The 21,525-nt window shown below is 72.2% G+C and carries 23 protein-coding genes and 1 riboswitch; of the genes, 12 read left to right on the top strand and 11 right to left on the bottom strand.

Annotated elements, in window-relative coordinates; all coding sequences use genetic code 11:
- Nucleotides 1-169: 169 nt before the first annotated feature.
- From ACFV6X_RS29875 to ACFV6X_RS29865, 3 genes are all read right to left on the bottom strand, one after another.
- Nucleotides 170-565, bottom strand: coding sequence for a DUF3040 domain-containing protein (locus ACFV6X_RS29875; protein ID WP_365448555.1), 396 nt, complete (start codon nt 563-565; stop codon nt 170-172).
- A gap of 276 nt (nt 566-841) precedes the next feature.
- Entirely contained in the window at nt 842-1,669 is an 828-nt protein-coding gene (locus ACFV6X_RS29870; RefSeq protein WP_385388667.1) for a methyltransferase, read from the bottom strand.
- Nucleotides 1,670-1,862: 193 nt separating this feature from the next.
- The gene (locus ACFV6X_RS29865) at nt 1,863-2,438 is read right to left on the bottom strand and encodes an SAV_6107 family HEPN domain-containing protein (RefSeq protein WP_385388665.1); all 576 of its coding nucleotides are present in this window, start codon (nt 2,436-2,438) and stop codon (nt 1,863-1,865) included.
- 196 nt (nt 2,439-2,634) lie between these two features.
- On the opposite strand from ACFV6X_RS29865, the gene ACFV6X_RS29860 reads away from it, so the two are divergent.
- From ACFV6X_RS29860 to ACFV6X_RS29840, 5 genes are all read left to right on the top strand, one after another.
- The gene (locus ACFV6X_RS29860; RefSeq protein WP_385388663.1) at nt 2,635-3,522 is read left to right on the top strand and encodes an ATP-binding cassette domain-containing protein; all 888 of its coding nucleotides are present in this window, start codon (nt 2,635-2,637) and stop codon (nt 3,520-3,522) included.
- The gene (locus tag ACFV6X_RS29855; RefSeq protein WP_385388660.1) at nt 3,494-5,578 is read left to right on the top strand and encodes a YhgE/Pip family protein; all 2,085 of its coding nucleotides are present in this window, start codon (nt 3,494-3,496) and stop codon (nt 5,576-5,578) included. The genes ACFV6X_RS29860 and ACFV6X_RS29855 overlap by 29 nt, the downstream gene beginning before the upstream one ends.
- A 50-nt stretch (nt 5,579-5,628) precedes the next feature.
- Nucleotides 5,629-6,258, top strand: coding sequence for a TetR/AcrR family transcriptional regulator (locus ACFV6X_RS29850; RefSeq protein ID WP_385388658.1), 630 nt, complete (start codon nt 5,629-5,631; stop codon nt 6,256-6,258).
- A 445-nt stretch (nt 6,259-6,703) separates the two neighbouring features.
- On the top strand, nt 6,704-7,318 hold the full coding sequence (locus ACFV6X_RS29845) for a DUF4126 domain-containing protein (protein WP_385388655.1): 615 nt from the start codon (nt 6,704-6,706) through the stop codon (nt 7,316-7,318).
- 68 nt (nt 7,319-7,386) lie between these two features.
- Nucleotides 7,387-8,880, top strand: a complete 1,494-nt coding sequence (locus tag ACFV6X_RS29840; protein ID WP_385388653.1) for a phytoene desaturase family protein — start codon at nt 7,387-7,389, stop codon at nt 8,878-8,880.
- A 124-nt stretch (nt 8,881-9,004) separates the two neighbouring features.
- Here the strand turns inward: ACFV6X_RS29840 and ACFV6X_RS29835 are convergent, their stop codons facing one another.
- From ACFV6X_RS29835 to ACFV6X_RS29810, 6 genes are all read right to left on the bottom strand, one after another.
- Nucleotides 9,005-9,949, bottom strand: a complete 945-nt coding sequence (locus ACFV6X_RS29835; RefSeq protein ID WP_385388650.1) for a hypothetical protein — start codon at nt 9,947-9,949, stop codon at nt 9,005-9,007.
- Between the two features lie 56 nt (nt 9,950-10,005).
- Entirely contained in the window at nt 10,006-10,929 is a 924-nt protein-coding gene (metF, locus tag ACFV6X_RS29830) for a methylenetetrahydrofolate reductase [NAD(P)H] (RefSeq protein WP_365448537.1), read from the bottom strand.
- Between the two features lie 113 nt (nt 10,930-11,042).
- Complete coding sequence (gene thiE, locus ACFV6X_RS29825) at nt 11,043-11,699, bottom strand: thiamine phosphate synthase (RefSeq protein WP_385388647.1); 657 nt, start codon at nt 11,697-11,699, stop codon at nt 11,043-11,045.
- Between the two features lie 140 nt (nt 11,700-11,839).
- Nucleotides 11,840-12,205 carry an Rv2175c family DNA-binding protein gene (locus ACFV6X_RS29820; protein ID WP_385388645.1) on the bottom strand — a complete coding sequence of 122 codons (366 nt, stop codon included), beginning with the start codon at nt 12,203-12,205 and terminating at the stop codon, nt 11,840-11,842.
- 77 nt (nt 12,206-12,282) lie between these two features.
- Nucleotides 12,283-13,446 (bottom strand): NAD(P)/FAD-dependent oxidoreductase, encoded by a 1,164-nt coding sequence (locus ACFV6X_RS29815; protein WP_385388672.1) that lies wholly within the window; start codon nt 13,444-13,446, stop codon nt 12,283-12,285.
- 96 nt (nt 13,447-13,542) lie between these two features.
- A complete protein-coding gene (locus ACFV6X_RS29810) occupies nt 13,543-13,905 on the bottom strand; it encodes a hypothetical protein (RefSeq protein ID WP_385388642.1) in 363 nt (120 codons plus the stop codon).
- Nucleotides 13,906-13,957: 52 nt separating this feature from the next.
- A riboswitch (TPP riboswitch) is annotated at nt 13,958-14,070 on the top strand.
- On the opposite strand from ACFV6X_RS29810, the gene thiO reads away from it, so the two are divergent.
- The 6 genes from thiO (at nt 14,067) to ACFV6X_RS29780 (ending at nt 19,798) form a co-directional block, all read left to right on the top strand.
- Nucleotides 14,067-15,233, top strand: coding sequence for a glycine oxidase ThiO (gene thiO / locus ACFV6X_RS29805; protein WP_385388640.1), 1,167 nt, complete (start codon nt 14,067-14,069; stop codon nt 15,231-15,233). Its footprint overlaps the riboswitch before it by 4 nt.
- Nucleotides 15,230-15,430, top strand: a complete 201-nt coding sequence (gene thiS, locus ACFV6X_RS29800; protein ID WP_365448527.1) for a sulfur carrier protein ThiS — start codon at nt 15,230-15,232, stop codon at nt 15,428-15,430. Before thiO ends, thiS begins: the two co-directional genes overlap by 4 nt.
- Before the next feature lie 3 nt (nt 15,431-15,433).
- Nucleotides 15,434-16,231 (top strand): thiazole synthase, encoded by a 798-nt coding sequence (locus ACFV6X_RS29795; protein WP_385388638.1) that lies wholly within the window; start codon nt 15,434-15,436, stop codon nt 16,229-16,231.
- A gap of 118 nt (nt 16,232-16,349) precedes the next feature.
- A complete protein-coding gene (gene pknB, locus ACFV6X_RS29790; RefSeq protein WP_385388636.1) occupies nt 16,350-18,272 on the top strand; it encodes a Stk1 family PASTA domain-containing Ser/Thr kinase in 1,923 nt (640 codons plus the stop codon).
- A gap of 34 nt (nt 18,273-18,306) precedes the next feature.
- Nucleotides 18,307-19,182 (top strand): deoxyribonuclease IV, encoded by an 876-nt coding sequence (locus ACFV6X_RS29785; protein WP_385388633.1) that lies wholly within the window; start codon nt 18,307-18,309, stop codon nt 19,180-19,182.
- A 145-nt stretch (nt 19,183-19,327) separates the two neighbouring features.
- Complete coding sequence (locus ACFV6X_RS29780) at nt 19,328-19,798, top strand: DUF4396 domain-containing protein (RefSeq protein ID WP_385388630.1); 471 nt, start codon at nt 19,328-19,330, stop codon at nt 19,796-19,798.
- Nucleotides 19,799-19,832: 34 nt separating this feature from the next.
- Here the strand turns inward: ACFV6X_RS29780 and ACFV6X_RS29775 are convergent, their stop codons facing one another.
- Nucleotides 19,833-20,465 (bottom strand): sulfite oxidase-like oxidoreductase, encoded by a 633-nt coding sequence (locus tag ACFV6X_RS29775; RefSeq protein ID WP_365448517.1) that lies wholly within the window; start codon nt 20,463-20,465, stop codon nt 19,833-19,835.
- Nucleotides 20,466-20,653: 188 nt separating this feature from the next.
- Between ACFV6X_RS29775 and bfr the strand changes: the two genes are divergently transcribed.
- On the top strand, nt 20,654-21,172 hold the full coding sequence (gene bfr, locus ACFV6X_RS29770; protein ID WP_385388627.1) for a bacterioferritin: 519 nt from the start codon (nt 20,654-20,656) through the stop codon (nt 21,170-21,172).
- Between the two features lie 9 nt (nt 21,173-21,181).
- On the opposite strand, the gene ACFV6X_RS29765 is transcribed toward bfr, so the two are convergent.
- Nucleotides 21,182-21,427 (bottom strand): bacterioferritin-associated ferredoxin, encoded by a 246-nt coding sequence (locus ACFV6X_RS29765; RefSeq protein ID WP_385388624.1) that lies wholly within the window; start codon nt 21,425-21,427, stop codon nt 21,182-21,184.
- Between the last annotated feature and the right edge of the window lie 98 nt (nt 21,428-21,525).

The raw sequence follows: 21,525 nt of genomic DNA, 5'->3' as shown, positions 1-21,525 counted from the left end.
ATTCGTCGGCAGCGTCTGTTGTGTATACGAGACAGGGCTAGGTATCGGCCCCCTCGCCGTGTCCGGGGTGTTCCGGCGGCCTGCTCCCCGCCCCGGTCACGGCATACGAGAGGGGTTGCCGTCCACAGGACGGCAACCCCTCACATACGTCGGTGGGAGCGGTCGGGAATCAGTGGCCCTGCTGCTCGTCGCGGCGCCGCTGCCAGCGCTGCTCGATGCGGTCCATCATCGAGCGCCGCTGACGTCCCTGACGACCGGCGTGGGGGGCTCCCGCGGCGGGCTGCTCGCCCGGCTTGGGGGCCTTGCGCCAACCGGTCACGGCGAGTACCGCGCAGCCCAGCATGACGAGGAAGCCCACCACGCTGAGCCAGACCTGCTTGGCGACCATTCCGGCCATGAGGAGCGCGATACCTACGAGGAAGCCCGCGACCGCCTGGTAGACCCGTCGCCGGGTGTACGTACGCAGCCCGCTTCCCTCAAGCGCTGTCGCGAACTTGGGATCTTCGGCGTACAGCGCTCGCTCCATCTGCTCGAGCATGCGCTGCTCGTGCTCTGAGAGCGGCACGGAGTCCTCCTCATCGTGCAGTCGCCGGGGCGACCCGGGGGGTCCCTTCAGGATAGGCAGGGAATCGCCCCCGTGAAACCCGCCCCTCTGCGCCAATTGGCCAACCGGAACCCGCCATGGCCGGTCCGGCCCGCTGAGATTCACATTCCCCGGGGGCCGACCCGTCATGCCGGGCGGTCTCCCTCGATCATACGGCGGGAACGCCCCGATCGGGGGGCCTGTGGCGTACTCCATCCGCAAGCAACGCGCTGATCAGCGCCGTCTCGCAGGAGCCCCTCACGCCCCGGCGGGCGCCTGCGTCTCGCCGAGCACATGAAGCTGCGTGGCCACCGCGCGGAACGCGGGCAGCTCGGCCGCGGCGGCTTCCAACTTGAGCAGCGCGTCCATGGCGCCGGGTTCGGTGTCCACCAGGACGCCGGGCACGAGATCCGCGAAGACCCGGACGCCGTGCACGGCGCCGACGGCGAGGCCGGCGCCCTCGACCAGATCGGTGAGCTGCTCGGCGGTGAAACGGCGCGGCATCGGGTCACCCGAGCCCCAGCGGCCGTTCGGGTCGTCGAGTGCTTGCTTGGCCTCCGTGAAGTGGCCCGCGAGGGCGCGCGCGAGCACGGCGCCGCCCAGACCGGCGGCGAGCAGGCTGAGGACGCCCTCGGGACGGAGCGCGGCGACCGCGTTGCGGATGCCCTCGGCCGGGTCGTCCACGTACTCCAGGACGCCGTGGCACAGCACCGCGTCGTACCCGCCCCGCTCGACCACGTCGAAGAGGCCGCGGGCGTCGCCCTGCACGCCCGTCACGCGGTCGGCGACTCCGGCCTCGGCGGCGCGGCGCTCCAGGGCGAACAGCGCGTTCGGGCTGGGGTCGACGACGGTGACGCGGTGGCCGAGGCCCGCGACCGGCACGGCGAACTTGCCGCTGCCGCCCCCGGTGTCGAGGACGTCCAGCGACTCCCGGCCGGTGACCTTGACCCGGCGGTCCAAGGCCTCCTGGAGGACCTCCCACACCACTGCGGTACGGAGCGCGGCGCGAGGACGAGGAGGGTCGGAGCGCAGCGACGCCGCTTGCTGGTGACGGTGGGAGGCGGGCGGGCGCATCGGGTCCGACACGGCAGTTGACTCCTCGGCGCGGCACCGCCCTCGTGCGGGGCGGAGCGAACGGGCTGCCTCCCCGCCCGGGGCGCGGGAGGGAAGGCTTCAGGCGCCCTCCACCCTATTGCCTCCGGCGCACCGGCCGGTCACTGCGCTGGGCGCATATTCCTCCTGACCAAGAGCGGTGTCGGCGGCCGGCGCGTCCGGTGTCTCAGCCCGCGTCGGGCATGCCGTGGTCGCGGTCCGTGCCGGGGCCGCGGCCCTTCGCCTCGTCCGCGTCCGGGCGGGGGTGCGGGAGGACCGGCTGGAGCACCAGCATCCGCTCGACGAGGCGGAGGAACATCGCCACGTCACGTATCAGGTCGTCGGCGTCCCGACGGCTGGCCGCGCCCTGGATGCCCGCCTCGGCCCGGGCGCGGCGCCGGGCCCCCGAGGCGAACAGGGCGCTCCACTCGGTGAGCTCGGGCGCGATCTCGGGGAGCACTTCCCAGGCACTCCGGATCCGGGCCCGGCGCCGGGGGCTGGTCTCGGGTCGGCCCCGCGCGGCCAGTACGGCGGCGGCGGTGCGCAGGGCGGCGAGGTGGGCGATGGCGTAGCGCTCGTTCGGCGTTTCGAGGGCTGCTGCCTCTTCGAGCCCGGTGCGGGCCTGGGCGAGCAGGTCGAGGGCGGCGGGCGGGGCCGTGGCCCGGCGGAGCACCGGGTGCACGTCGCCTGCCGGACCGGTCAGTGAGGGGGCAGGGCCGGTGGCGCGGCGCCGACGGGCGGCGGCTGCGGACGAGTTGGCCATGACGAACCTCCTGTCGTCTTGGTGACGGCACGTCCTCATACGGGGGTGCCGTATGTGCCCATCGTGAGGTATGGCACTGACAATCCGTTCTGACCTGGGCTTTTGCTTCGATCGAAGGTTCGGGTTAGTTTTTGCACTGACCAGTCAGTTCAAATAGTTCGGTTCAGAAACACCTGGGGGCACTGTGGGGGGAACCGTGACGGGACTCGCCGTCACCACCCGCGACTTCGGGCTCGAAGGGCCCCGCGGCTGGGCCTTCCGCGGTATCTCCTTCGCCGCGGAGCCCGGCTCGCTGATCGCGATCGAGGGCCCGTCCGGGTCGGGGCGCACGAGCCTGCTGCTCGCGCTCACCGGACGGATGAAGGCCACCGAGGGGACGGCGGAGGTGGGCGACACCCGGCTGCCGAAGCAGATGGCGGCCCTGCGCCGGGTCAGCGCGCTCGCGCACGTCCCCGGCGTCACCGACCTCGACCCGGCCCTGACCGTCGGGGAGCACCTGCGCGAAAGGGCCCTGCTGCAACGCCGGTTCGGCGTCTCGCTGCGGGGTCTGCTGCGGCCGCGGACCGAGCGCGCGAACGAGGCGCGGTTGCGGATCGAAGCCGCCCTGACCGCCTCCGGACTCGACCGGGAGGCGCTGCCCAAGGGCTCGCGGACCGCCGTGCGTGACCTGGAGCGCGTGGAGGCGCTGCGGCTGTCCGTCGCGCTGGCGCTCGTCGGGCGCCCACGGCTGCTCGGGGTCGACGACACCGACCTCAAGCTCTCCGACGCCGAGCGGGCCGAGGTGTGGGCGCTGCTCCGCTCGCTCACCGAGGCCGGGACGACCGTGGTGGCGGTGTGCAGCGAGGCCTCCGGGGACGCCATGGTGCTGTCCACCGAGCGGGCCATGGGCGACCTACCGGAGGAGCCCGAGGCAGGCGGCACACGCGAAGACGCCGCCGGCGCCCCCGACGAGGACGCAGACCCCGAGGGCACCGACAGTGGTGTCCCTGGCGACCAGGACAGCCGGGAAGACCAGGGCGGCCGGGCTGCCCGCGACGACGTGGAGGAGGCGGCGGATGCGTTCGCCGAGGCTGGCCGCGCTTGAACTGCGACGGTTCGGCCGGGGGAAGCTGCCCCGGGCCGCCCTGGTGGCGCTTCTGCTGCTGCCGCTGCTGTACGGCGCGCTGTACCTGTGGTCCTTCTGGGACCCGTACGGCCGCCTGGACCGGCTCCCGGTGGCGCTGGTGAACGACGACAAGGGCGCGACCGCCGACGGGAAGCAGGTCGAGGCGGGCGACGACATCGTGGCGGGGCTGCGGGACAGCGAGGTCTTCGACTGGCACGAGGTGAGCGCCGAGGACGCGCGCGCGGGGGTCGAGGACGGCACGTACTACCTGTCACTGACCATGCCGGCCGACTTCAGCAGGCGCATCGCCTCCAGTTCGGGCGACTCCCCCGAGACGGGCGCGCTTCAGGTCCGCACGAACGACGCGAACAACTACATCGTCGGGCAGATATCGCGGACGGTGTTCAGCGAGGTGCGCACAGCGGCGTCCACGAAGGCGTCGCGGTCCTTCCTGGACCGGATCTTCATCTCGTTCTCCGACATCCACGGCGAGACGGTGAAGGCGGCCGGCGGCGCCGACAAGCTCAAGAGCGGCATCGGTACGGCCGAGAAGGGCTCCAAGGACCTCGCCGACGGCCTGAAGGAGGCCAAGGACGGCAGCGGGGACCTCTCCTCGGGCCTGACGAAGCTCACCACCGGCGCGGGTGACCTGGAGGACGGTTCGGCGCGGGTCGCGGAGGGTACGCAGACGCTCGCCGACCAGGTCAACGGGATCGCGGACAAGCTGGGTCCCTTCCTGGAGGACAACGAGAAGACCATCGGTGACACGGCGCGGCTGGTCGCCGACTCGTCCGCCGCGATCCGGGACAACCTCGACACGCTGGTGAAGCGGGCCCCGGCCGCCGCCACGGGAGCCCATCTGGCCTCCGACACGCTGAGCGAGATCCACAAGAGGCGCTGCGAGACCCCCGTACTGCCCGACGCGGCCTGCTCCAACCTGGAGAAGGCCATGGACTCGGCGGCCGACGTGGCCACGATTGCGGACGACCTCAACACGGTGATCAGCGGCTACGACGGCGACATGGACAAGCTCGACGGGCACCTCGCCACCCTGGAGGAGCAGGCCCGGGCGCTCGCCGAGGACGCCCCGCACCTGTCGGAGGACCTCGACGAGGCCGTCGCCAAGATCAACAAGCTGAACGACGGCGCCGGGAAGGTCGCCGAGGGCGCCAAGACGCTGCACACGGGGCTGGGCACCGCCCGGACGGGGGCGGTGGACCTCGACACGGGCGTCGGCGAGCTCAAGACGGGCGCGGACGACCTCAGCGGCGGCATGTTCAAGCTGGTCGACGGCTCCGTGAAGCTGGCGAACGGGCTGCACGACGGCGCGGAGCAGATCCCCGACTACGACGAGCGGGAGCGCGACACGCGGACCGAGGTCATGGCGGACCCCGTCCAGCTCGCCTCCAAGTCGCTCCACAAGGCGCCCAACTACGGCACGGGTTTCGCCCCGTACTTCATCCCGCTGTCCCTGTGGGTGGGCGCGATGGTGGCCTACATGCTGATCGCGCCGCTCAACCGGCGGGCGCTGGCCACCGGCGCCTCGGCCTGGCGGATCGCGCTCGCGGGCTGGCTGCCGGTGCTGGCGATCGGCGTGCTCCAGACGGCGGCCCTGATGTCGGTGCTGCACTGGGCGGTCGGCCTGCAGATGGCGCGGGCGGCCGGGACGGTGGGCTTCCTGTTCCTGGTGACGGCGTGCTTCGCGGCGATCGTCCAGTGGCTGAACGCGCGCTTCGGCGCCGCCGGCCGGATCCTGGTGCTGGCCCTGCTGATGCTGCAGCTGACCTCCGCCGGGGGCACGTACCCCGTGCAGACCAGTCCGGGCTTCTTCAACGCGCTGCACCCGTTCCTGCCGATGAGCTACATCGTCGAGGCGCTCAGGAGGCTCATCACGGGTGGTGGCCTCGCTCCCGTGTGGCAGGCGTGCGTGGTGCTCGCCGCGTTCACCGTGGGCGCCCTCGCGCTGACCGCGCTGTCGGCCCGCCGCCGCCAGGTGTGGACACTGGACCGGCTGCACCCGGAGCTGAGCCTGTGACCTCGTCCGCTGTGTCCTACAACGATGCCGTTCCTGTGACAATCAGGGCCATGGAAAGCAGCAGCGCCACGTCGGGGGCGAGTACCCGCCGCGCGGCGACCCGGCAGAAGCTCTACGAGGCGGCCGTCACGCTCATCGCGGAGCAGGGCTTCTCCGCGACCACGGTGGACGAGATCGCCGAGCGGGCCGGGGTCGCCAAGGGCACCGTGTACTACAACTTCGCCAGCAAGTCCGTCCTCTTCGAGGAGCTGCTGCGGCACGGCGTGGGCCTGCTGACCGCCTCACTGAAGGAGGCGGCCGAGCGGACGGCGAAGGACGGCGGCACCCGGGTGGCCGCGCTGGACGCGATGATCCGCGCCGGGCTCGTCTTCATCGACCGCTATCCGGCCTTCACGCAGCTGTACGTCGCCGAGCTGTGGCGCACCAACCGAGCCTGGCAGTCCACGCTGCTGGTGGTCCGGCAGGAGGCGGTGGCCGTCGTCGAGGACGTACTGCGCGAGGGCATCGAGCAGGGTGAGTTCAGCGAGGAGATCGACGTGCCGCTGACGGCGGCGGCGCTGGTCGGGATGGTGCTGGTGGCCGCGCTGGACTGGCAGGCGTTCCAGCCGGAGCGCTCCCTGGACGATGTGCACGCGGCGCTGTCGCGGCTGTTGCAGGGACGGGTGAGCGGACGGCCGTAGGGGCTCGGGCCGACGGCTCGGGTAGGCCGCCCGGGTGGTGCCGGCGACGCGCATTGACCTACCAGGCAGATACGGAGAGCGCCGGTCCGGACCGTGGCCGCGTCCCCCGCGGGCCACGCCGGACCGGCGCTTCCTCGTGCTCCCCCGATACCCCCGTGTTTCCCGTTCCCCCCGTTGGGCCCCCGTCCGGTCGTCCCTCCCCGGGTTCCCCCGTGCCTCGCTCCCGCCGACCTGAGCCGGCGGAAGGAGCGGTCCAGGGCCTCGCCGTTCCGCCGCCCCGTGTCGGCGGTGCCGGCGCCGGGCCCCTTTCCGTGCCACTACTCTCTCGTTCGCGCAGGTTTGGCCCCATCCGCGTGCGTACTCATCTCCGTGACTGAGTACGGGTACTCAGTCGTCGGTGTTCGTCCCCAGGACGCGCGGCCGCCCGGTGGTTACGATCGCGTCCGTGTCCGTACTCCCTCTCGTCTTCACCAGCGGCTGGGCCAGCGGCGTCAACGCGTACGCCGTGGTGCTGCTGCTCGGCTTCTTCGGTGCGACGGGGCTGAGCGACGAGATCCCTGAGACGCTGCAGCGCCCCGAGGTGCTCATCACCGCGGGCGTGCTGTTCCTCTGCGAGGCGGTCGCCGACAAGATCCCGTACGTCGACTCCGTATGGGACTCCGTGCACACGCTGATCCGGCCCGCCGCGGGCGCCTGGGTCGGGGCGCTGCTCGCCGGGCAGAGCGCTTCGCTGTCCGATCTGGCGGCGGGCGTGATCGGCGGTTCGACGGCGCTGGCCAGCCATGCGGTCAAGGCCGGGAGCCGGATGGCGGTCAACGCGTCGCCGGAGCCCTTCAGCAACGTGATCATCAGCATCGCCGAGGACCTGGGCGTCGGCGGGCTGGTGACGTTCGCGATCTTCTACCCCGAGGCGGCGGCGATCATCGCGGCGATCCTGCTGGTCACCGGTCTGATCACCCTGTACTTCCTGGCCTCCCGCATCCACCGCTTCCTGCGCCGCAGAGCGCAACGCCGCGAGGAACGGCGGTTGGCGGAGCGGGAGGGCGGTCCGCCGGGGTGATGCCGGGCGTCGCCCCAGGTCACAGGCCCGGTCACGCGGTGTCAGTGGTGGCCGATAAAGTCGCGGGCATGGCACGGATTGCGGTGATCGGCGCCGGGATGGGCGCCATGGCGGCTGCCGCGCGGCTGGCCGTGGCGGGCCACCGGGTGACGGTGTACGAGCGTACGGAGACGTACGGCGGGGCGGTGCGGCGGCGGGAGCGGGACGGGTTCGCCTTCGACACCGGTCCCGGCCTGCTGCCGTTGCCCGCGGTCTGGCGGGACCTGTTCCTCAAGACCGGCAAGGAGCCACTGGAGGCGTGCGTCGAGCTGACGCAGGTCGACCCGTCGGCCCGGCACATCTTCGCGGACGGCACGGAGGTTTCCGTGCCGAACGCCTCGCGCGCGGGCGCCGTCGCCTCGCTCGACGAGGCGCTGGGCTCCGGCGCGGGCGACCGCTGGGGCGACTTCCTGGTGCGGGCCCGCGAGGCCTGGGACCGGACGCGCCGGCCGCTCCTGGAGGAGCCGCTGTGGTCCGACTGGCCGGTGCTCGCCGAGCGCGAGCCCTACCCCTCGGTTCCGCACAAGAGGCTGCTGCGCACGCGCCGGGCCGGCACGCTCGCCGAGGTCGGCGCCTGGGAGCTGCGCGAGCCCCGGCTGATCGCCCTGCTGGAGAGCCACGCGCTGGCGTACGGCCTCGACCCGCGCGTCGCACCGGCGAGCGCGGCCGTGCTGCCGTACATGGAGCACGCCTTCGGCGCCTGGTACGTGCGCGGCGGCATCCGGGAGCTGGCGCGCGCGGTCCACGAGCGGTGTCTGGCCCGCCGGGTCGAGTTCGTCTTCGGCGCCGAGGTCACCGGACTCCTGGAGAAGGACGGACGGGCGGCGGGCGTGGAGCTGGCCGGCGGGACGGTCGCGGAGGCGGACTTCGTGGTCGCCGGGGTCGCGCCCGGCGCGCTGCCGGACATGCCGCCGCGAACCACCGGCGAGGTCCCGCCCCGGCACGGGCTGCCCAGCCGCCTGACGGTGCTGCTGGCGCTGCGTGGCCCCCGTCCGCAGGGCACACCGCACCGGACGGTGGTGCACACCGCGGACAGGGAGGGCGAGTTGGAGGCCGTCTTCGGCGCCGGGCTGCCGGGACCCGGGGCTTGGCACCCCACGGTCACGGTCCTGCGCCCCGACGATCCGCGTCTCGTCCCGGACTCCGGCCACGAGGCGGTCACCCTGACGGCCACCGTGCCGGCGTCGGCCTCGCCGCAGAGCTGCGCCGACCAGGCCGAAGCCATGATCACCGCTGCCGAGCGCGCGATACCTGACCTCCGTTCCCGCCTTCTCCGGCACGAGCCGTACACCCCGGCCGACATCGCCGAGGCGACCGGCGCGCAGGGCGGAGCGATCCCGGCTCCGGCGCTGGCGGCGGCCGGGGGAAGACTGCTGCATCCCTCCAACAGCACCGCGCTGCCGGGCCTGTTCGCCGTCGGCGGCTGGTCCCACCCGGGCGGTGGCCTCCCGCACGCCGGGATGTCGGGCGCGCTGGTGTCGGGACTGATCGTGGAGGGACCGGACTTCCGCGGCTCCCGGTGAGGACACGCGGCTGCCGGTGATTCCGTTCTACGACGAGGATCCCGGACGGCAGTGAGCCCCGCGGTTCCCCTCACGAGGAGCCACGGGGCTCCCAGGGGCCCACTGCTTCCGCACGTTCAGTGACTCAGAACCGGTACCGCTCGTCGTACCCGTTCCCCTGCTGCGCCTGACCGTCCTCCTGATACGGATACGGCTGCTCCTGCGGCAGCTCGCCCCCGTACGGGTCGTCGGTGTTGCGCTGCTGCGGCACCCACACACCGCCTGACGGGGTCTCGCCGCCGTAGCCGCCGGTGGCGTACTGGTCCTGGCCGTAGCCCTGCTGGCCGTACTGCTGCTGGTCGTACCCGGTGTCGTACGACCCGCCGTAGGTCTGGGTGCCGATGTACGGGTCTGAGTAGGCCGCGTACTGCTGCTGACCGGTGGTGTCGTAGCCGTACTGCTGCTGGCCGTAGCCCGAGTAGCCGTCGTAGGCGTAGGCCTGGTCGGTGGACTGGGCGGCCGCCGCGTACTGGTCCTGGGTCTGGCCCTGGGTGGCGTAGGCACCGGTGTCGTACACGCCGTAGGAGCCGGTGTCGTCGGGCAGCGGCTGCGGCTCGTACACGGACGTGGTCTCGGCGGCCGCCGCGGCGCCGGGGCGGGCGGGCGTGAAGACGTCGTCGCGCTCGTAGTCGTCCTGGCCGTATCCGGCGCCGCCCCGCTCGTACTTGCCGTCGTCGCCGTCGCCGTAGCCGGGCGCTTCGAGGTCGGAGACCTCCAGCGTCGGGTCCTGGTGCTCCGGCTCACCGCGGCGGCGCTTGCTGCCGCCCAGGCTCGGACGCCCGGTGACCGCCCATCCGGCGGCGAAGCCACGGCGGAACGACAGCGTGACGTAGGTCTGCCCGACCGCGAAGGCGGCCGCGCCCAGTCCGATCACGATGACGGACGGGATCAGCACCCCGACGACGACACCGAGGAAGCCCGCGAACGCCAGCAACCGCCAGCGAAGCCGCGCCTTGTACTGCAGCAGCACCTCGCCGAGCAGCCACAGCGCGACGATGCCGAACGCGATGTAGAGGACCGTCCAGCCCATGTACGCCCCTCTCCCAGTGGCCGCTACGCAGTGTGTCGTATGAGCGTGCGACCGGTCTAGGCCCGCGGTGGGTGGTGCGGGCCCAGGTTCTCGTAGATTTCCAGGGTCGCCGTGGAGTTGTTGAGCGTGATGAAGTGCAGACCCGGCACTCCCTCCGCCAGCAGCCGTGCGCAGAACTCCGTGGCGAACTCGATCCCAATGGAGCGTACAGCGGACGGATTGTCTTTTGCTGTGAGGATCCGCTCTTTCAGGGTGGACGGAATGTGAGCGTTGCTGAGCTGCGGCAGCCGCTCCAGCATCCGCACGCTGGTCACGGGCATGACCTCGGGGATGACCGGCGTCTCGCAGCCCGCGGCGGCCACTCGGTCACGCAGTCGAAGGTAGGACTCCGGCTGGAAGAACATCTGTGTGATCGCGTAGTCGGCGCCGGCCCGGCACTTGTCGACGAAGTGCTCGACGTCCGTGTCCCAGTCGGCGGAGCGCGGATGCATCTCCGGGAAGGCCGCGACGCCGACGCAGAAGTCGCCCGACTCCTTGATGAGGCGGACGAGTTCGGCGGCGTAGGCCAGTCCCTTGGGGTGCGGCACCCAGTCGCCCATGGGGTCGCCGGGCGGGTCGCCGCGCAGGGCGAGCATGTTGCGGATGCCGGCGTCGGCGAACTGGCCGATCACATTGCGCAGCTCACCGATCGAGTGGTCGACGGCCGTGAGGTGGGCGACCGGGGTGAGCGTGGTGTCGGCGACGATCTGCTGCGTCTCCTTGACCGTGCTCGCGCGGGTGGAACCTCCGGCGCCGTACGTCACGGAGACGAAGTCGGGGGCCACCGCTTCGACCCTGCGCAGCGCCTCCCACAGGCTGCGCTCGCCCTTGGCCGTCTTCGGCGCGTAGAACTCGAACGAGTACGTCGTCCTGCCGGGGGCGAGCATGTCACGCACTGTGCGTGCGCGATCAGTCCTGGTGGATGCGGTTCCGAGGGCCATACGGGCAGGTTAGCCAGGGGGCGCCTGTCCCCCAACCGGATGCAGGAAATTTGCCCGGATTGTCGGCTTGTTGTCCATCCCTTGGACACGCTGCGGTCACATGGGGTCACACCTCAGGCCCCACGCAGCCGCTTCGCGAACTCCGCCGCAGCCGCGCCCGGATCGTCCGCCTCGGTGATCGCGCGGACGACGACGACCCGGCGGGCACCCGCGTCGAGGACCTCGTCGAGGTTGCCGAGGTCGATGCCGCCGATGGCGAACCATGGGCGGTCGGTGCCCAGCGCTGCCGTGTGCCGGACGAGGTCGAGGCCGGGGGCGTGACGGCCGGGCTTGGTGGGGGTGGGCCAACAGGGTCCGGTGCAGAAGTAGTCGACGCCGTCCTGGACGGCCGCCGCCTCGGCCTCGGCCTCCGCGTGCGTGGAGCGGCCTACGAGGACGTCGCCGCCGAGGATCGCCCGGGCCGCGGTGACCGGGAGGTCGCCCTGGCCGAGGTGGAGCACACCGGCGCCGACGGCGTGGGCGACGTCCGCGCGGTCGTTGACCGCGAGCAGCTTGCCGTGCCGGGCGCAGGCGTCGGCGAAGACCGCCAGGTGCTCCAGCTCCTCGGCGGCTTCCATGCCCTTGTCGCGCAGCTGCACGATGTCGACCCCGCCGGCCAGGACGGCGTCCAGGAACTCGGGCAGGTCGCCCTGGCGCCGACGGGCGTCCGTGCACAGGTAGACACGGGCGTCGGCGAGCCGGGCGCGAGCGGTGGCGGCGGTGTCGGGCATGCGTGGGTCCCCCCGTGGATCAGTACCTCTGGGTGTGCCTGCCGGTGGCGTACGGGCCCCGCCGGGCGCGGTCGGCCCGGGGCCGGGGCCCGCGGACCGCGGCCCGTACGCCGGTCAGGCTCTTTCGGGTCGGGCTGGGATCAGACGGCGAGTGCCTGGGCCCGCCGCTTCACCTCCGTGCCGCGATTCTCGCTGAGCGCCTGCGCGGGCGTGCCCGGCAGGCTCGGGTCGGGGGTGAAGAGCCACTCCAGCATCTCTTCGTCCGTGAAGCCGTCGTCCCGCAGGAGCGTCAAGGTCCCGGACAGGCCCTTGACGACCTTGTCCCCGTCGATGAAGGCGGCGGGGACGTGCAGCGCGCGGTTCTCACCGCGGCGCACGGCGATGAGCTGGCCGTCCTTGACAAGCTGCCGCACACGCGTCACCTCGACGCCGAGCATTTCGGCGATGTCGGGGAGGGTGAGCCAGGCGGGGACGAGAGCATCGATCTTTGCGTCAATCTCGGTCACGGGAACAAGCCTGCCATCCCCCACTGACAGTCGGAAGTCAGCCCCGCCCACCGACCCCGCCCACCTGCGACGACGCGTTACGCCGTGGCCGCCTTCAGGGGGCGTGCCGGGTCGGCCAGCAGTTCCGGGTCCAGCACGGTCCCGGCCTCGATCAGCCGCCGGCCCTGCGCCAGGTCCCGCGGGCGGCCCACCGCGAGCAGTGCGGCGAGCCGGCCCTCGCGCAGCCAGCACACCGACCAGGCGGGCCCGGCGGGGTCACCGCGCCACACGGTGGCGTCTGCGGTGGTGTGGTGCCCGACGTACTGCACGAACCGCCCGAACTGCTCGGACCAGAAGTACGGCACCGGGTCGTAGACCGCGGGTGCCTCGCCGATGATGTTCGCGGCGACCGTGCGGGGGCCCTGCAGGGCGTTGTCCCAGTGGTGCACCATCAGCCGCTCGCCGTAGCGCCCCGAGGGGAAGGACGCGCAGTCGCCGACCGCGTAGACGTCCGGCGCCGAGGTGCGCAGGTGGTCGTCGGCCACGACCTCGCCGTACCAGCCGAGCTCGATGCCGGAGCCGGCGAGCCAGCGCGTGGCGGGCCGGGCGCCGATGCCGACCACGACTGCGCCCGCGGGCACCCGCGTGCCGTCGTCCAGGACGACCGCGCCCGGCTCGACGCTCCGCACGCGCGCGTGGGTGCGCAGGACGGCGCCGCTGTCGGCGTACCAGGCGCTCATCGGCGCGGCCACGTCGGCGGGCAGTGCCCCGGCGAGGGGACGGTCGGCGGCCTCGACGACGGTCACCGCGCAGCCGGCCTCCCGGGCCGCCGTGGCGAACTCCGCGCCGATCCAGCCCGCGCCGACGACCACGATGTCGTGCTGCAGGGCGAGCACCGGCCGCAGCCGCTCGGCGTCGTCCAGGGTGCGCAGCAGATGCACACCGGGGACACCCTCCGCGCCCGGCAGGGTGACGGGTTCGGCACCGGTGGCGAGGACCAGCACGTCGTAGGGCACCGGCCCGGACTCGGTGTCCAGCCCGTGGTCGGCGAGGCGCACGCCGGTCGCCTCGCGCCCCAGGTGCAGCTCGATGCCGAGCGCCTCGAAGTCGACGTCGAAGGCGGAGCCCTCGGCGTTGCCGAGCAGGACCGCCTTGGAGAGCGGCGGCCGGTCGTACGGCTGGTGCGGCTCGGCGCCGATCAGCGTCACGGTGCCGGGGAAGCCCTGTTCCCGCAGGGCCACCGCGGTCTGCACTCCGGCCATGCCCGCCCCCACGACGACCACGCGCCGCGCCTGTGCCCTCGTTTGCTCGCTCACCTGATCACCATAGACAACTGACAGTTTGTCAGTAAGGGGGTGCTACCGGTCGCCTTCCCCGGACCTCCGGCCGACCTGCTCGACCACGCTCGTCCCGCTGCCCGCCTGCGACTCCCACTCCCAGCTCTCCTCCAGTCGCACCCGCCCGTCGGGCAGATCCACGACCGTCGAGACGCAGTGCCCCGAGGACGTCGTACCGTCCTGCTTGAGCTGCACGTACCGGAAGTCCAGCCGGTCGCCCTCGCGGGTGCCCACCAGGTATCCGCGGACGACGTCGCCACCCGCGTACTCGGCCCGGATCTCGCCGTCCTGCTCGTGGTACGTGAACCGGGTGCGCGTCCCGACCTGTCCCGGGGCCTGGTCGGCGACGGGAGCGAGGACGAGTCCGTCCAGTGAGCGGGCCATGCCGGGAGGCTCCCTTACAGAGGCGTGCGGGCAAGAGCTAGGGTGGCCACCGTAGAGCACTCGCGGGAGCCCGGACGTACCGGGCTGAGAGGGAGGCTGGCCGGCCTCCGACCGTACGAACCTGATCCGGGTCATGCCGGCGAAGGGAGGGGCTGAAGCCCGTGTCGTCCTCCGCACGTACGTCAGACGTCCTCGTCATCGGGGGCGGAATCATCGGCCTGGTCACGGCCTGGCGGGCCGCACAGCGCGGACTCGCCACCGCCGTAATCGACCCCGAACCCGGCGGCGGGGCCGCCCAGGTGGCGGCCGGCATGCTCGCCGCCGTCACGGAACTCCACTACGGCGAGGAGACCCTGCTCGGTCTGAACCTCGCCTCGGCCCGCCGCTATCCGGAGTTCGCGGCCGAGCTCACCGACCTCACCGGACACGACCTCGGCTACCGCCGGTGCGGCACCCTGGCCGTCGCGCTGGACGCCGACGACCGCGCCCACCTTCGCGAACTGCATGCCCTGCAACGCCGCTCCGGGCTGGACTCCGAGTGGCTGTCGGGCCGGGACTGCCGCCGCCTGGAGCCGATGCTCGCGCCGGGTGTGCGCGGCGGGCTGCGGGTGGACGGCGACCACCAGATCGACCCGCGGCGGCTCTCGGCCGCCCTGGTGGCCGCCTGCGAGCGGGCGGGCGTGGTCTTCCACCGGGAGTGGGCCGAGCGGCTGCTGGTCGTCCGGGAGCGGGCGGCGGGCGTCGTCACGCGCGCGGGGACCGAGGTGGGCGCCGGGCAGGTGGTGCTGGCCGCCGGGAGCCTCAGCGGGCGGCTGGCGGGCGTCCCGGACGCCGTGCTGCCGCCCGTGCGGCCGGTGAAGGGGCAGGTGCTGCGACTGACCGTGCCGCCGGCCCACGCGCCGTTCCTGAACCGCACCGTGCGCGCGGTGGTGCGCGGCAGCCATGTGTACCTGGTGCCGCGCGAGAGCGGCGAGCTGGTCGTCGGCGCCACCAGCGAGGAACTGGGCTGGGACACCACGGTCACCGCCGGCGGCGTGTACGAGCTGCTGCGCGACGCGCACGAGCTGGTCCCCGGCATCACCGAGCTGCCCCTCACCGAGACCCGCGCGGGTCTGCGCCCCGGGTCGCCCGACAACGCCCCCCTGCTCGGCCCGACCGGTCTGGACGGCCTGCTGCTGGCCACCGGCCACTACCGCAACGGCGTCCTGCTCACCCCGGTCACCGGCGACGCCATGGCGCACGTCCTGACCACCGGTGAACTCCCGGACGAGGCCCGTCCCTTCACGCCGAAGCGCTTCAGCGCCGCACTCACGGAGCAGCCCGCATGATCATCTCCGTCAACGGGGAGCCCCGCCGGATCACCGACGGCACGGCCCTCGACACCCTCGTACGCACCCTCACCGCGGCGCCCTCCGGTGTGGCCGCCGCCCTCAACGAAACCGTCGTCCCGCGCGCGCAGTGGCCCGTCACGCCCCTCTCCGAGGGTGACCGTGTCGAGGTCCTCACCGCCGTCCAAGGAGGCTGACCCATGGCCGACGATCCCTTTGTCCTCGGGGGTACGACCTTCACCTCGCGGCTGATCATGGGCACCGGCGGTGCGCCCAGCCTGGACGTGCTGGAGCGGGCGCTGGTCGCCTCCGGGACCGAGCTGACCACCGTGGCGATGCGGCGCGTCAACCCGGATGTGCACGGCTCCGTCCTGTCGGTGCTGGACAGACTGGGCATCCGGGTGCTGCCCAACACGGCCGGCTGCTTCACGGCTGGGGAGGCCGTGCTGACCGCCCGCCTCGCGCGCGAGGCCCTCGGCACCGATCTGGTCAAGCTGGAGGTCATCGCCGACGAGCGCACCCTGCTGCCGGACCCGATCGAGCTGCTGGACGCCGCGGAGACGCTGGTGGACGACGGTTTCACGGTGCTGCCGTACACCAACGACGACCCCGTGCTGGCGCGCAGGCTCCAGGACGTGGGCTGTGCCGCGATCATGCCGCTCGGGTCGCCGATCGGCTCGGGGCTCGGCATCCGCAACCCGCACAACTTCCAGCTGATCGTCGAGCACGCGCGCGTGCCGGTGATCCTGGACGCCGGAGCGGGTACGGCGTCGGACGCGGCGTTCGCGATGGAGCTGGGGTGCGCGGGTGTGATGCTCGCCTCAGCCGTGACCCGGGCCCAGGAACCGGTGCTGATGGCCGCCGCCATGCGCAACGGCGTGGAGGCGGGACGGCTGGCCCGGCTGGCGGGGCGTATCCCCCGGCGGCACTTCGCGGAGGCCTCCTCGCCGGTGGCGGGGATGGCCGCGCTGGACCCGGAGCGGCCCGCCTTCCAGTGATCCCCTACCACGTGGTCGCGCGTGGGCGCGTCAGACACGTCACAGGTCCGCTGCAGTACCGCCCCGATGCTCCGGGAACCGGCGAGCGGTGTCGGTGACGGCTCGTACACTCGCCTGCGTGGACACGACCCTTCAGGACCCTCTGGTCGGGCAACTGCTCGACGGCCGTTACCGCGTCGACGCGCGGATCGCGGTCGGCGGGATGGCCACGGTCTACCGAGCCGTGGACACCCGCCTCGACCGCGTCCTCGCGCTCAAGGTGATGCATCCGACCCTGGCCGCCGACGTCTCCTTCGTCGAGCGCTTCATCCGCGAGGCCAAGTCGGTGGCCCGGCTCGCCCACCCCAATGTCGTCCAGGTGTTCGACCAGGGGGCGGACGGGTCGTACGTCTACCTGGCGATGGAGTACGTCTCCGGCTGCACCCTGCGGGACGTGCTGCGCGAGCGCGGGGCGCTGCAGCCGCGGGCCGCGCTGGACATCCTGGAGCCGGTCCTGGCCGCGCTGGGCGCCGCCCACCGCGCCGGGTTCGTGCACCGGGACATGAAGCCGGAGAACGTCCTCATAGGGGACGACGGCCGGGTCAAGGTCGCCGACTTCGGGCTCGTCCGGTCCGTGGACACGGTCACCCAGACCACCGGGTCCGTCCTCGGCACCGTCTCCTACCTCGCCCCCGAGCAGATCGAGCACGGCAGCGCCGATCCCCGCGTCGACGTGTACGCGTGCGGTGTGGTGCTCTACGAGATGCTGACCGGCGGCAAGCCGCACACGGGGGACTCCCCCGCCCAGGTGCTCTACCGGCATGTGCACGAGGACGTCCCGCCACCCTCGGCTGCCGTGCCCGGGCTGGCGTACGAGCTGGACGAGCTGGTCGCGGCGGCGACCGCCCGCATGCCGGAGATCCGCCCGTACGACGCCGTGGCGCTGCTCGCCCGGGTCCGTGAGTCGCGGGCCGCGCTCGGTGCCGAGCAACTCGACGCGGTGCCCCCGCAGGCGGTCACCGCGCAGCACGACAACGCCGACGACCGCACGAGCGTCATCCCGCGCGCGCTGACCGCACTGCGGCAGCTGCCCGTGAACGAGGACGACGAGTCCCGGTACAACCGGACCAGCCGTCTGGAGTCGCCGCCCCTGGACACCCCGCGCCGCCGCCCCCGCCCGCGGCGCACGGTCGTCACACTCATCGCCGCGGTCCTGCTGGCACTGGGCCTCGGTCTGGGTGTCTGGTACATCAACTCGGGCCAGTTCACCGAGGTCCCGCCGCTGCTGGCGAAGACCGAGGCGCAGGCCGAGGACCGGCTCGCGGACGCCGGTCTGGAGGTCGGGCAGGTCAGGCACGCCTACAGCGACACGGTGAGGCGCGGCACGGTCATCAGCACCGACCCGGCGCCCGGCGCCCGGATCCGGCACAACGACTCCGTGACGCTGACCGTCTCCGACGGCCCCGAGACGGTGAAGGTGCCGGACGTCGCGGGCGACCGGCTGGACAAGGCGCGCAACCTCCTCAAGGACAGCGGTCTGGAGCCGGGCATGGTGACCCGGGAGTTCAGCGAGGACGTCCCGCGGGGCTCCGTGATCAGCTCGAACCCCGCGACGGGCACCACGACGCGGGCCGGCACGGCGATCGCGCTCACCGTCAGCAAGGGCGCCCCCGTCGACATCCCGGACGTCACGGGCAGCGACCCGGCCGAGGCCAGGGAGGAGCTCCAGGAGGCGGGCCTGAAGGTGCGCGTCGCGACGGAGCGGATCAACTCGGAGCACGAGGCGGGCCAGGTCGCCCGGCAGAACCCGGGCCCCGGCGGCGAGGCCGCCGAGGGTGACACGGTGACGCTGACGCTCTCCAAGGGACCGGAGATGATCGAGGTTCCGGACGTGGTGGGCGACAGCGTGGGCGAGGCCAGGCAGAAGCTTCAGGGCGCCGGTTTCGAGGTCGAGGAGGACCGCGGCCTGCTCGGCCTGTTCGGCGACACCGTGCGCGACCAGTCCGTGCGGGGCGGGAAGACCGCGCCCAAGGGGTCGACGATCACCCTCAAGATCCGCTGACGGCAGGCCGCGGGGCGCATGACACCCTGAACGGGTGAACAGTCAGCACCCCGGTCCCTCCCGCAACCCCGTCGGCGGCCACGTCCCGGTGGCCGGCGGCCTGCACTCCGTGGGCCTCACCTATGCCCACGACCTGAAGGCCGAGACCGTGCAGGTCTTCGTCGCCAACCCGCGTGGCTGGGCCACGCCCGCCGGTGATCCGCGGCAGGACGAGGCGTTCCGCGCGGCGTGCGCCGAGGAGTCGATCCCGGCCTATGTGCACGCGCCGTACCTGATCAACTTCGGCTCGCACACGGGGGCCACCGCCGAGCGGTCGGTGGAGTCGCTGCGGCACTCGCTGCGGCGCGGGCGGGCGATCGGCGCGCTCGGCGTGGTCGTGCACACCGGAAGCGCGACCGGCGGGCGGGCCCGGTCGGTGGCGCTGAAGCAGGTACGGGAGTACCTGCTGCCGCTGCTCGACGAGCTCACCGACGAGGACCCCTACGTCCTGCTGGAGTCCACGGCGGGTCAGGGCGCCTCGCTGTGCTCACGCACCTGGGACTTCGGGCCCTACTTCGAGGCCCTGGACGCCCACCCCAAGCTGGGCGTCTGCCTCGACACCTGCCACGTCTTCGCCGCCGGGCACGACCTGACCGGCCCCGACGGCATGCACCAGACGCTGGACCTGCTGGTCGGCACGGTCGGTGAGGGCCGGCTGAAGCTGATCCACGCCAACGACTCCAAGGACCTGGTCGGCGCCCACAAGGACCGGCACGAGAACATCGGCGCCGGCCACATCGGCGAGGACCCGTTCCGCGCCCTGATGACCCACCCCGCCACCGAGGGCGTCCCGCTGATCATCGAGACGCCCGGCGGCAAGGAGGGGCACGCGGCCGACGTCGAGCGGCTGAAGAAGCTCCGGGACGGCTGAGCGGGACTCCGGGACGCCCGAGCAGAGCTCCGGGGCGGCTGACGAATCCGGGTGGTCGAGGACTCCCGCACGTTCCCGGAATACCCCCGGGGGGTATATGGTTCCTGCTCGATGCGGGAACCATCACCTGACACAGGGGGCACGAATGCAGCACGCACACACGCACCACAGCCACACCCCCGCCGGCTGGCCCATGGCCGTGCAGGCCACCCTGCACTGCCTGACCGGTTGCGCCATCGGCGAGGTGCTCGGCATGGTCATCGGCACCGCGCTCGGCTGGGGCGACGTCTCCACCCTGGTCCTGGCGATCGTGCTGGCCTTCTTCTTCGGTTACGCCCTCACCCTGCGCGGGGTGCTGAAGGCGGGCGTGGGCCTGCGGGCCGGCATCCAGGTGGCGCTGGCCGCGGACACGCTGTCGATCGCCGTGATGGAGCTGGTCGACAACGGCGTGATCGCGTTCTGGCCGGGGGCGATGGACGCGGGGCTCGACTCCGCGCTCTTCTGGGTCGTCCTGGCGATCGCCCTCGCGGTCGCCTTCGTGGTCACGGTCCCGGTCAACAAGTGGATGATCGGCCGGGGCAAGGGCCACGCGGTGGTGCACCAGTACCACCACTGAGCACAGCCGCACCGGCGGTCGCGGTCAGCGGGAGTCAGAGCTCGGGGCCGTCCCCGGGCTCCTCCTGGTAGGAGTAGCGCTGCTCCCGCCAGGGGTCGCCGATGTTGTGGTATCCGCGCTCCTCCCAGAAGCCTCGGCGGTCGGCGGTCATGTACTCCACGCCGCGCACCCACTTCGGCCCCTTCCAGGCGTAGAGGTGCGGCACGATCAGGCGGAGCGGGAAGCCGTGTTCGGCGGTGAGCAGTTCACCGTCCTTGTGGGTGGCGAAGATCGTGCGCTCGTCGGCGAAGTCCGCGAGCCGCAGGTTCGAGCTGAAACCGTACTCCGCCCACACCATCACATGGGTGACATTCGAGGCGGGCGGTGCGAGGTCCACGACGGTCCGGGCGGGGATGCCACCCCACTCCGCACCGAGCATGCTGAACTTGGTGACGCAGTGCAGATCGGCCACCACGGAGGTGTACGGCAGGGCCGTGAACTCCTCGTGGGTCCAGCAGTGCTTGTCCCCGTCGGCGGTGGCGCCGAAGACCCTGAACTCCCAGCGCTCGGACCGGAACTTGGGCACCGGCCCGTAGTGCGTGACCGGCCATCCACGCTGCACCCGCTGCCCCGGCGGAAGCTCGAACGATGCCGCTGCCGCAGATTCGCGCTCCTCCGGGTGACCCATGACTCCATCCTGACAGACGGTGGACGGTGCACAGGACCAGCCCCGTTCAGAATCGGGCAACTCGGTTAAGTCAGGCTAAGTGTGTACTTACTTACTAAGCACGCACTTACTGGACGATCTTGGATGCCCGGTGCAATCATGCGGCGCAACCTCCAGTTTCGACCTCCCGACGTGGAAGGAGCCCCCTCATGCAGGGCGACCCCGAGGTGCTCGAACTGCTCAACGAGCAGCTGACCGCCGAGCTGACCGCGATCAACCAGTACTTCCTGCACTCCAAGCTGCAGGACCACAAGGGGTGGACGAAGCTCGCCAAGTACACCCGGGACGAGTCCTTCGACGAGATGCGGCACGCGGAGGTACTGACCGACCGCATCCTGCTGCTGGACGGCCTGCCCAACTACCAGCGGCTGTTCCATGTCAGCGTCGGCCAGACAGTGACCGAGATGTTCCAGGCGGACCGGCAGATCGAGGTCGAGGCCATCGACCGGCTGCGGCGCGGTGTGGAGGTCATGCGCGCCAAGGGCGACGCCACCTCGGCCAACATCTTCGAGGCGATCCTCGCCGACGAGGAGCACCACATCGACTACCTGGACACGCAGCTCGAACTGATCGACAAGCTCGGAGAGTCGCTGTACCTGTCGACGCTGATCGAGCAGAGCCAGCCGGACGCCTCCGGACCGGGCACGGGCGGCTTCTCCACCCACTAGCTCCGGGGCTCAGGCGGCCTCGGCGGTCACCTGCGCCACCTCGGTCAGGGGCGACCTGCCCTGCTTCGCCAGTTCCGGGCGCGGGCAGCTGCCGCGACCGAGGAGCGCCTGGATACGGCGTACACAGCCGCCGCAGTCCGTGCCCGCCTTGCAGGCCGAGGCGATCTGGCGAGGGGTGCAGGCACCGTTCTCCGCGTGGTTCTTGACCTGCTGCTCGGTGACACCGAAGCAACTGCAGACATACACGCGGTTCACCTCCCGGCGGGGTCGATTCGTGGTGCCGTCCCCGTAGTCGGTGAGGCAAACCTAACCTTACCCGGCACATCCGGGCTGCGAAAGTGGAGGGGCGCGGA

It is taken from the genome of Streptomyces sp. NPDC059861 (genome assembly GCF_042731435.1).
GTDB lineage: Bacteria > Actinomycetota > Actinomycetes > Streptomycetales > Streptomycetaceae > Streptomyces.
The sequence above is the reverse complement of the archived record's forward strand: the minus strand, read 5'-3'. Positions and strand labels throughout refer to the sequence as shown.

Coding starts and splice junctions, on each gene's coding strand:
- ACFV6X_RS29840 (WP_385388653.1), top strand. CDS start 7,387: ATGGCACGGATTGCGGTGATCGGCGCCGGGATGGGCGCCATGGCGGCT.
- ACFV6X_RS29835 (WP_385388650.1), bottom strand. CDS start 9,949: ATGGGCTGGACGGTCCTCTACATCGCGTTCGGCATCGTCGCGCTGTGG.
- ACFV6X_RS29815 (WP_385388672.1), bottom strand. CDS start 13,446: ATGGCCGGAGTGCAGACCGCGGTGGCCCTGCGGGAACAGGGCTTCCCC.
- metF (WP_365448537.1), bottom strand. CDS start 10,929: ATGGCCCTCGGAACCGCATCCACCAGGACTGATCGCGCACGCACAGTG.
- thiS (WP_365448527.1), top strand. CDS start 15,230: ATGATCATCTCCGTCAACGGGGAGCCCCGCCGGATCACCGACGGCACG.
- bfr (WP_385388627.1), top strand. CDS start 20,654: ATGCAGGGCGACCCCGAGGTGCTCGAACTGCTCAACGAGCAGCTGACC.
- thiE (WP_385388647.1), bottom strand. CDS start 11,699: ATGCCCGACACCGCCGCCACCGCTCGCGCCCGGCTCGCCGACGCCCGT.
- ACFV6X_RS29865 (WP_385388665.1), bottom strand. CDS start 2,438: ATGGCCAACTCGTCCGCAGCCGCCGCCCGTCGGCGCCGCGCCACCGGC.
- ACFV6X_RS29855 (WP_385388660.1), top strand. CDS start 3,494: ATGCGTTCGCCGAGGCTGGCCGCGCTTGAACTGCGACGGTTCGGCCGG.
- ACFV6X_RS29780 (WP_385388630.1), top strand. CDS start 19,328: ATGCAGCACGCACACACGCACCACAGCCACACCCCCGCCGGCTGGCCC.
- ACFV6X_RS29795 (WP_385388638.1), top strand. CDS start 15,434: ATGGCCGACGATCCCTTTGTCCTCGGGGGTACGACCTTCACCTCGCGG.
- ACFV6X_RS29810 (WP_385388642.1), bottom strand. CDS start 13,905: ATGGCCCGCTCACTGGACGGACTCGTCCTCGCTCCCGTCGCCGACCAG.
- ACFV6X_RS29775 (WP_365448517.1), bottom strand. CDS start 20,465: ATGGGTCACCCGGAGGAGCGCGAATCTGCGGCAGCGGCATCGTTCGAG.
- ACFV6X_RS29850 (WP_385388658.1), top strand. CDS start 5,629: ATGGAAAGCAGCAGCGCCACGTCGGGGGCGAGTACCCGCCGCGCGGCG.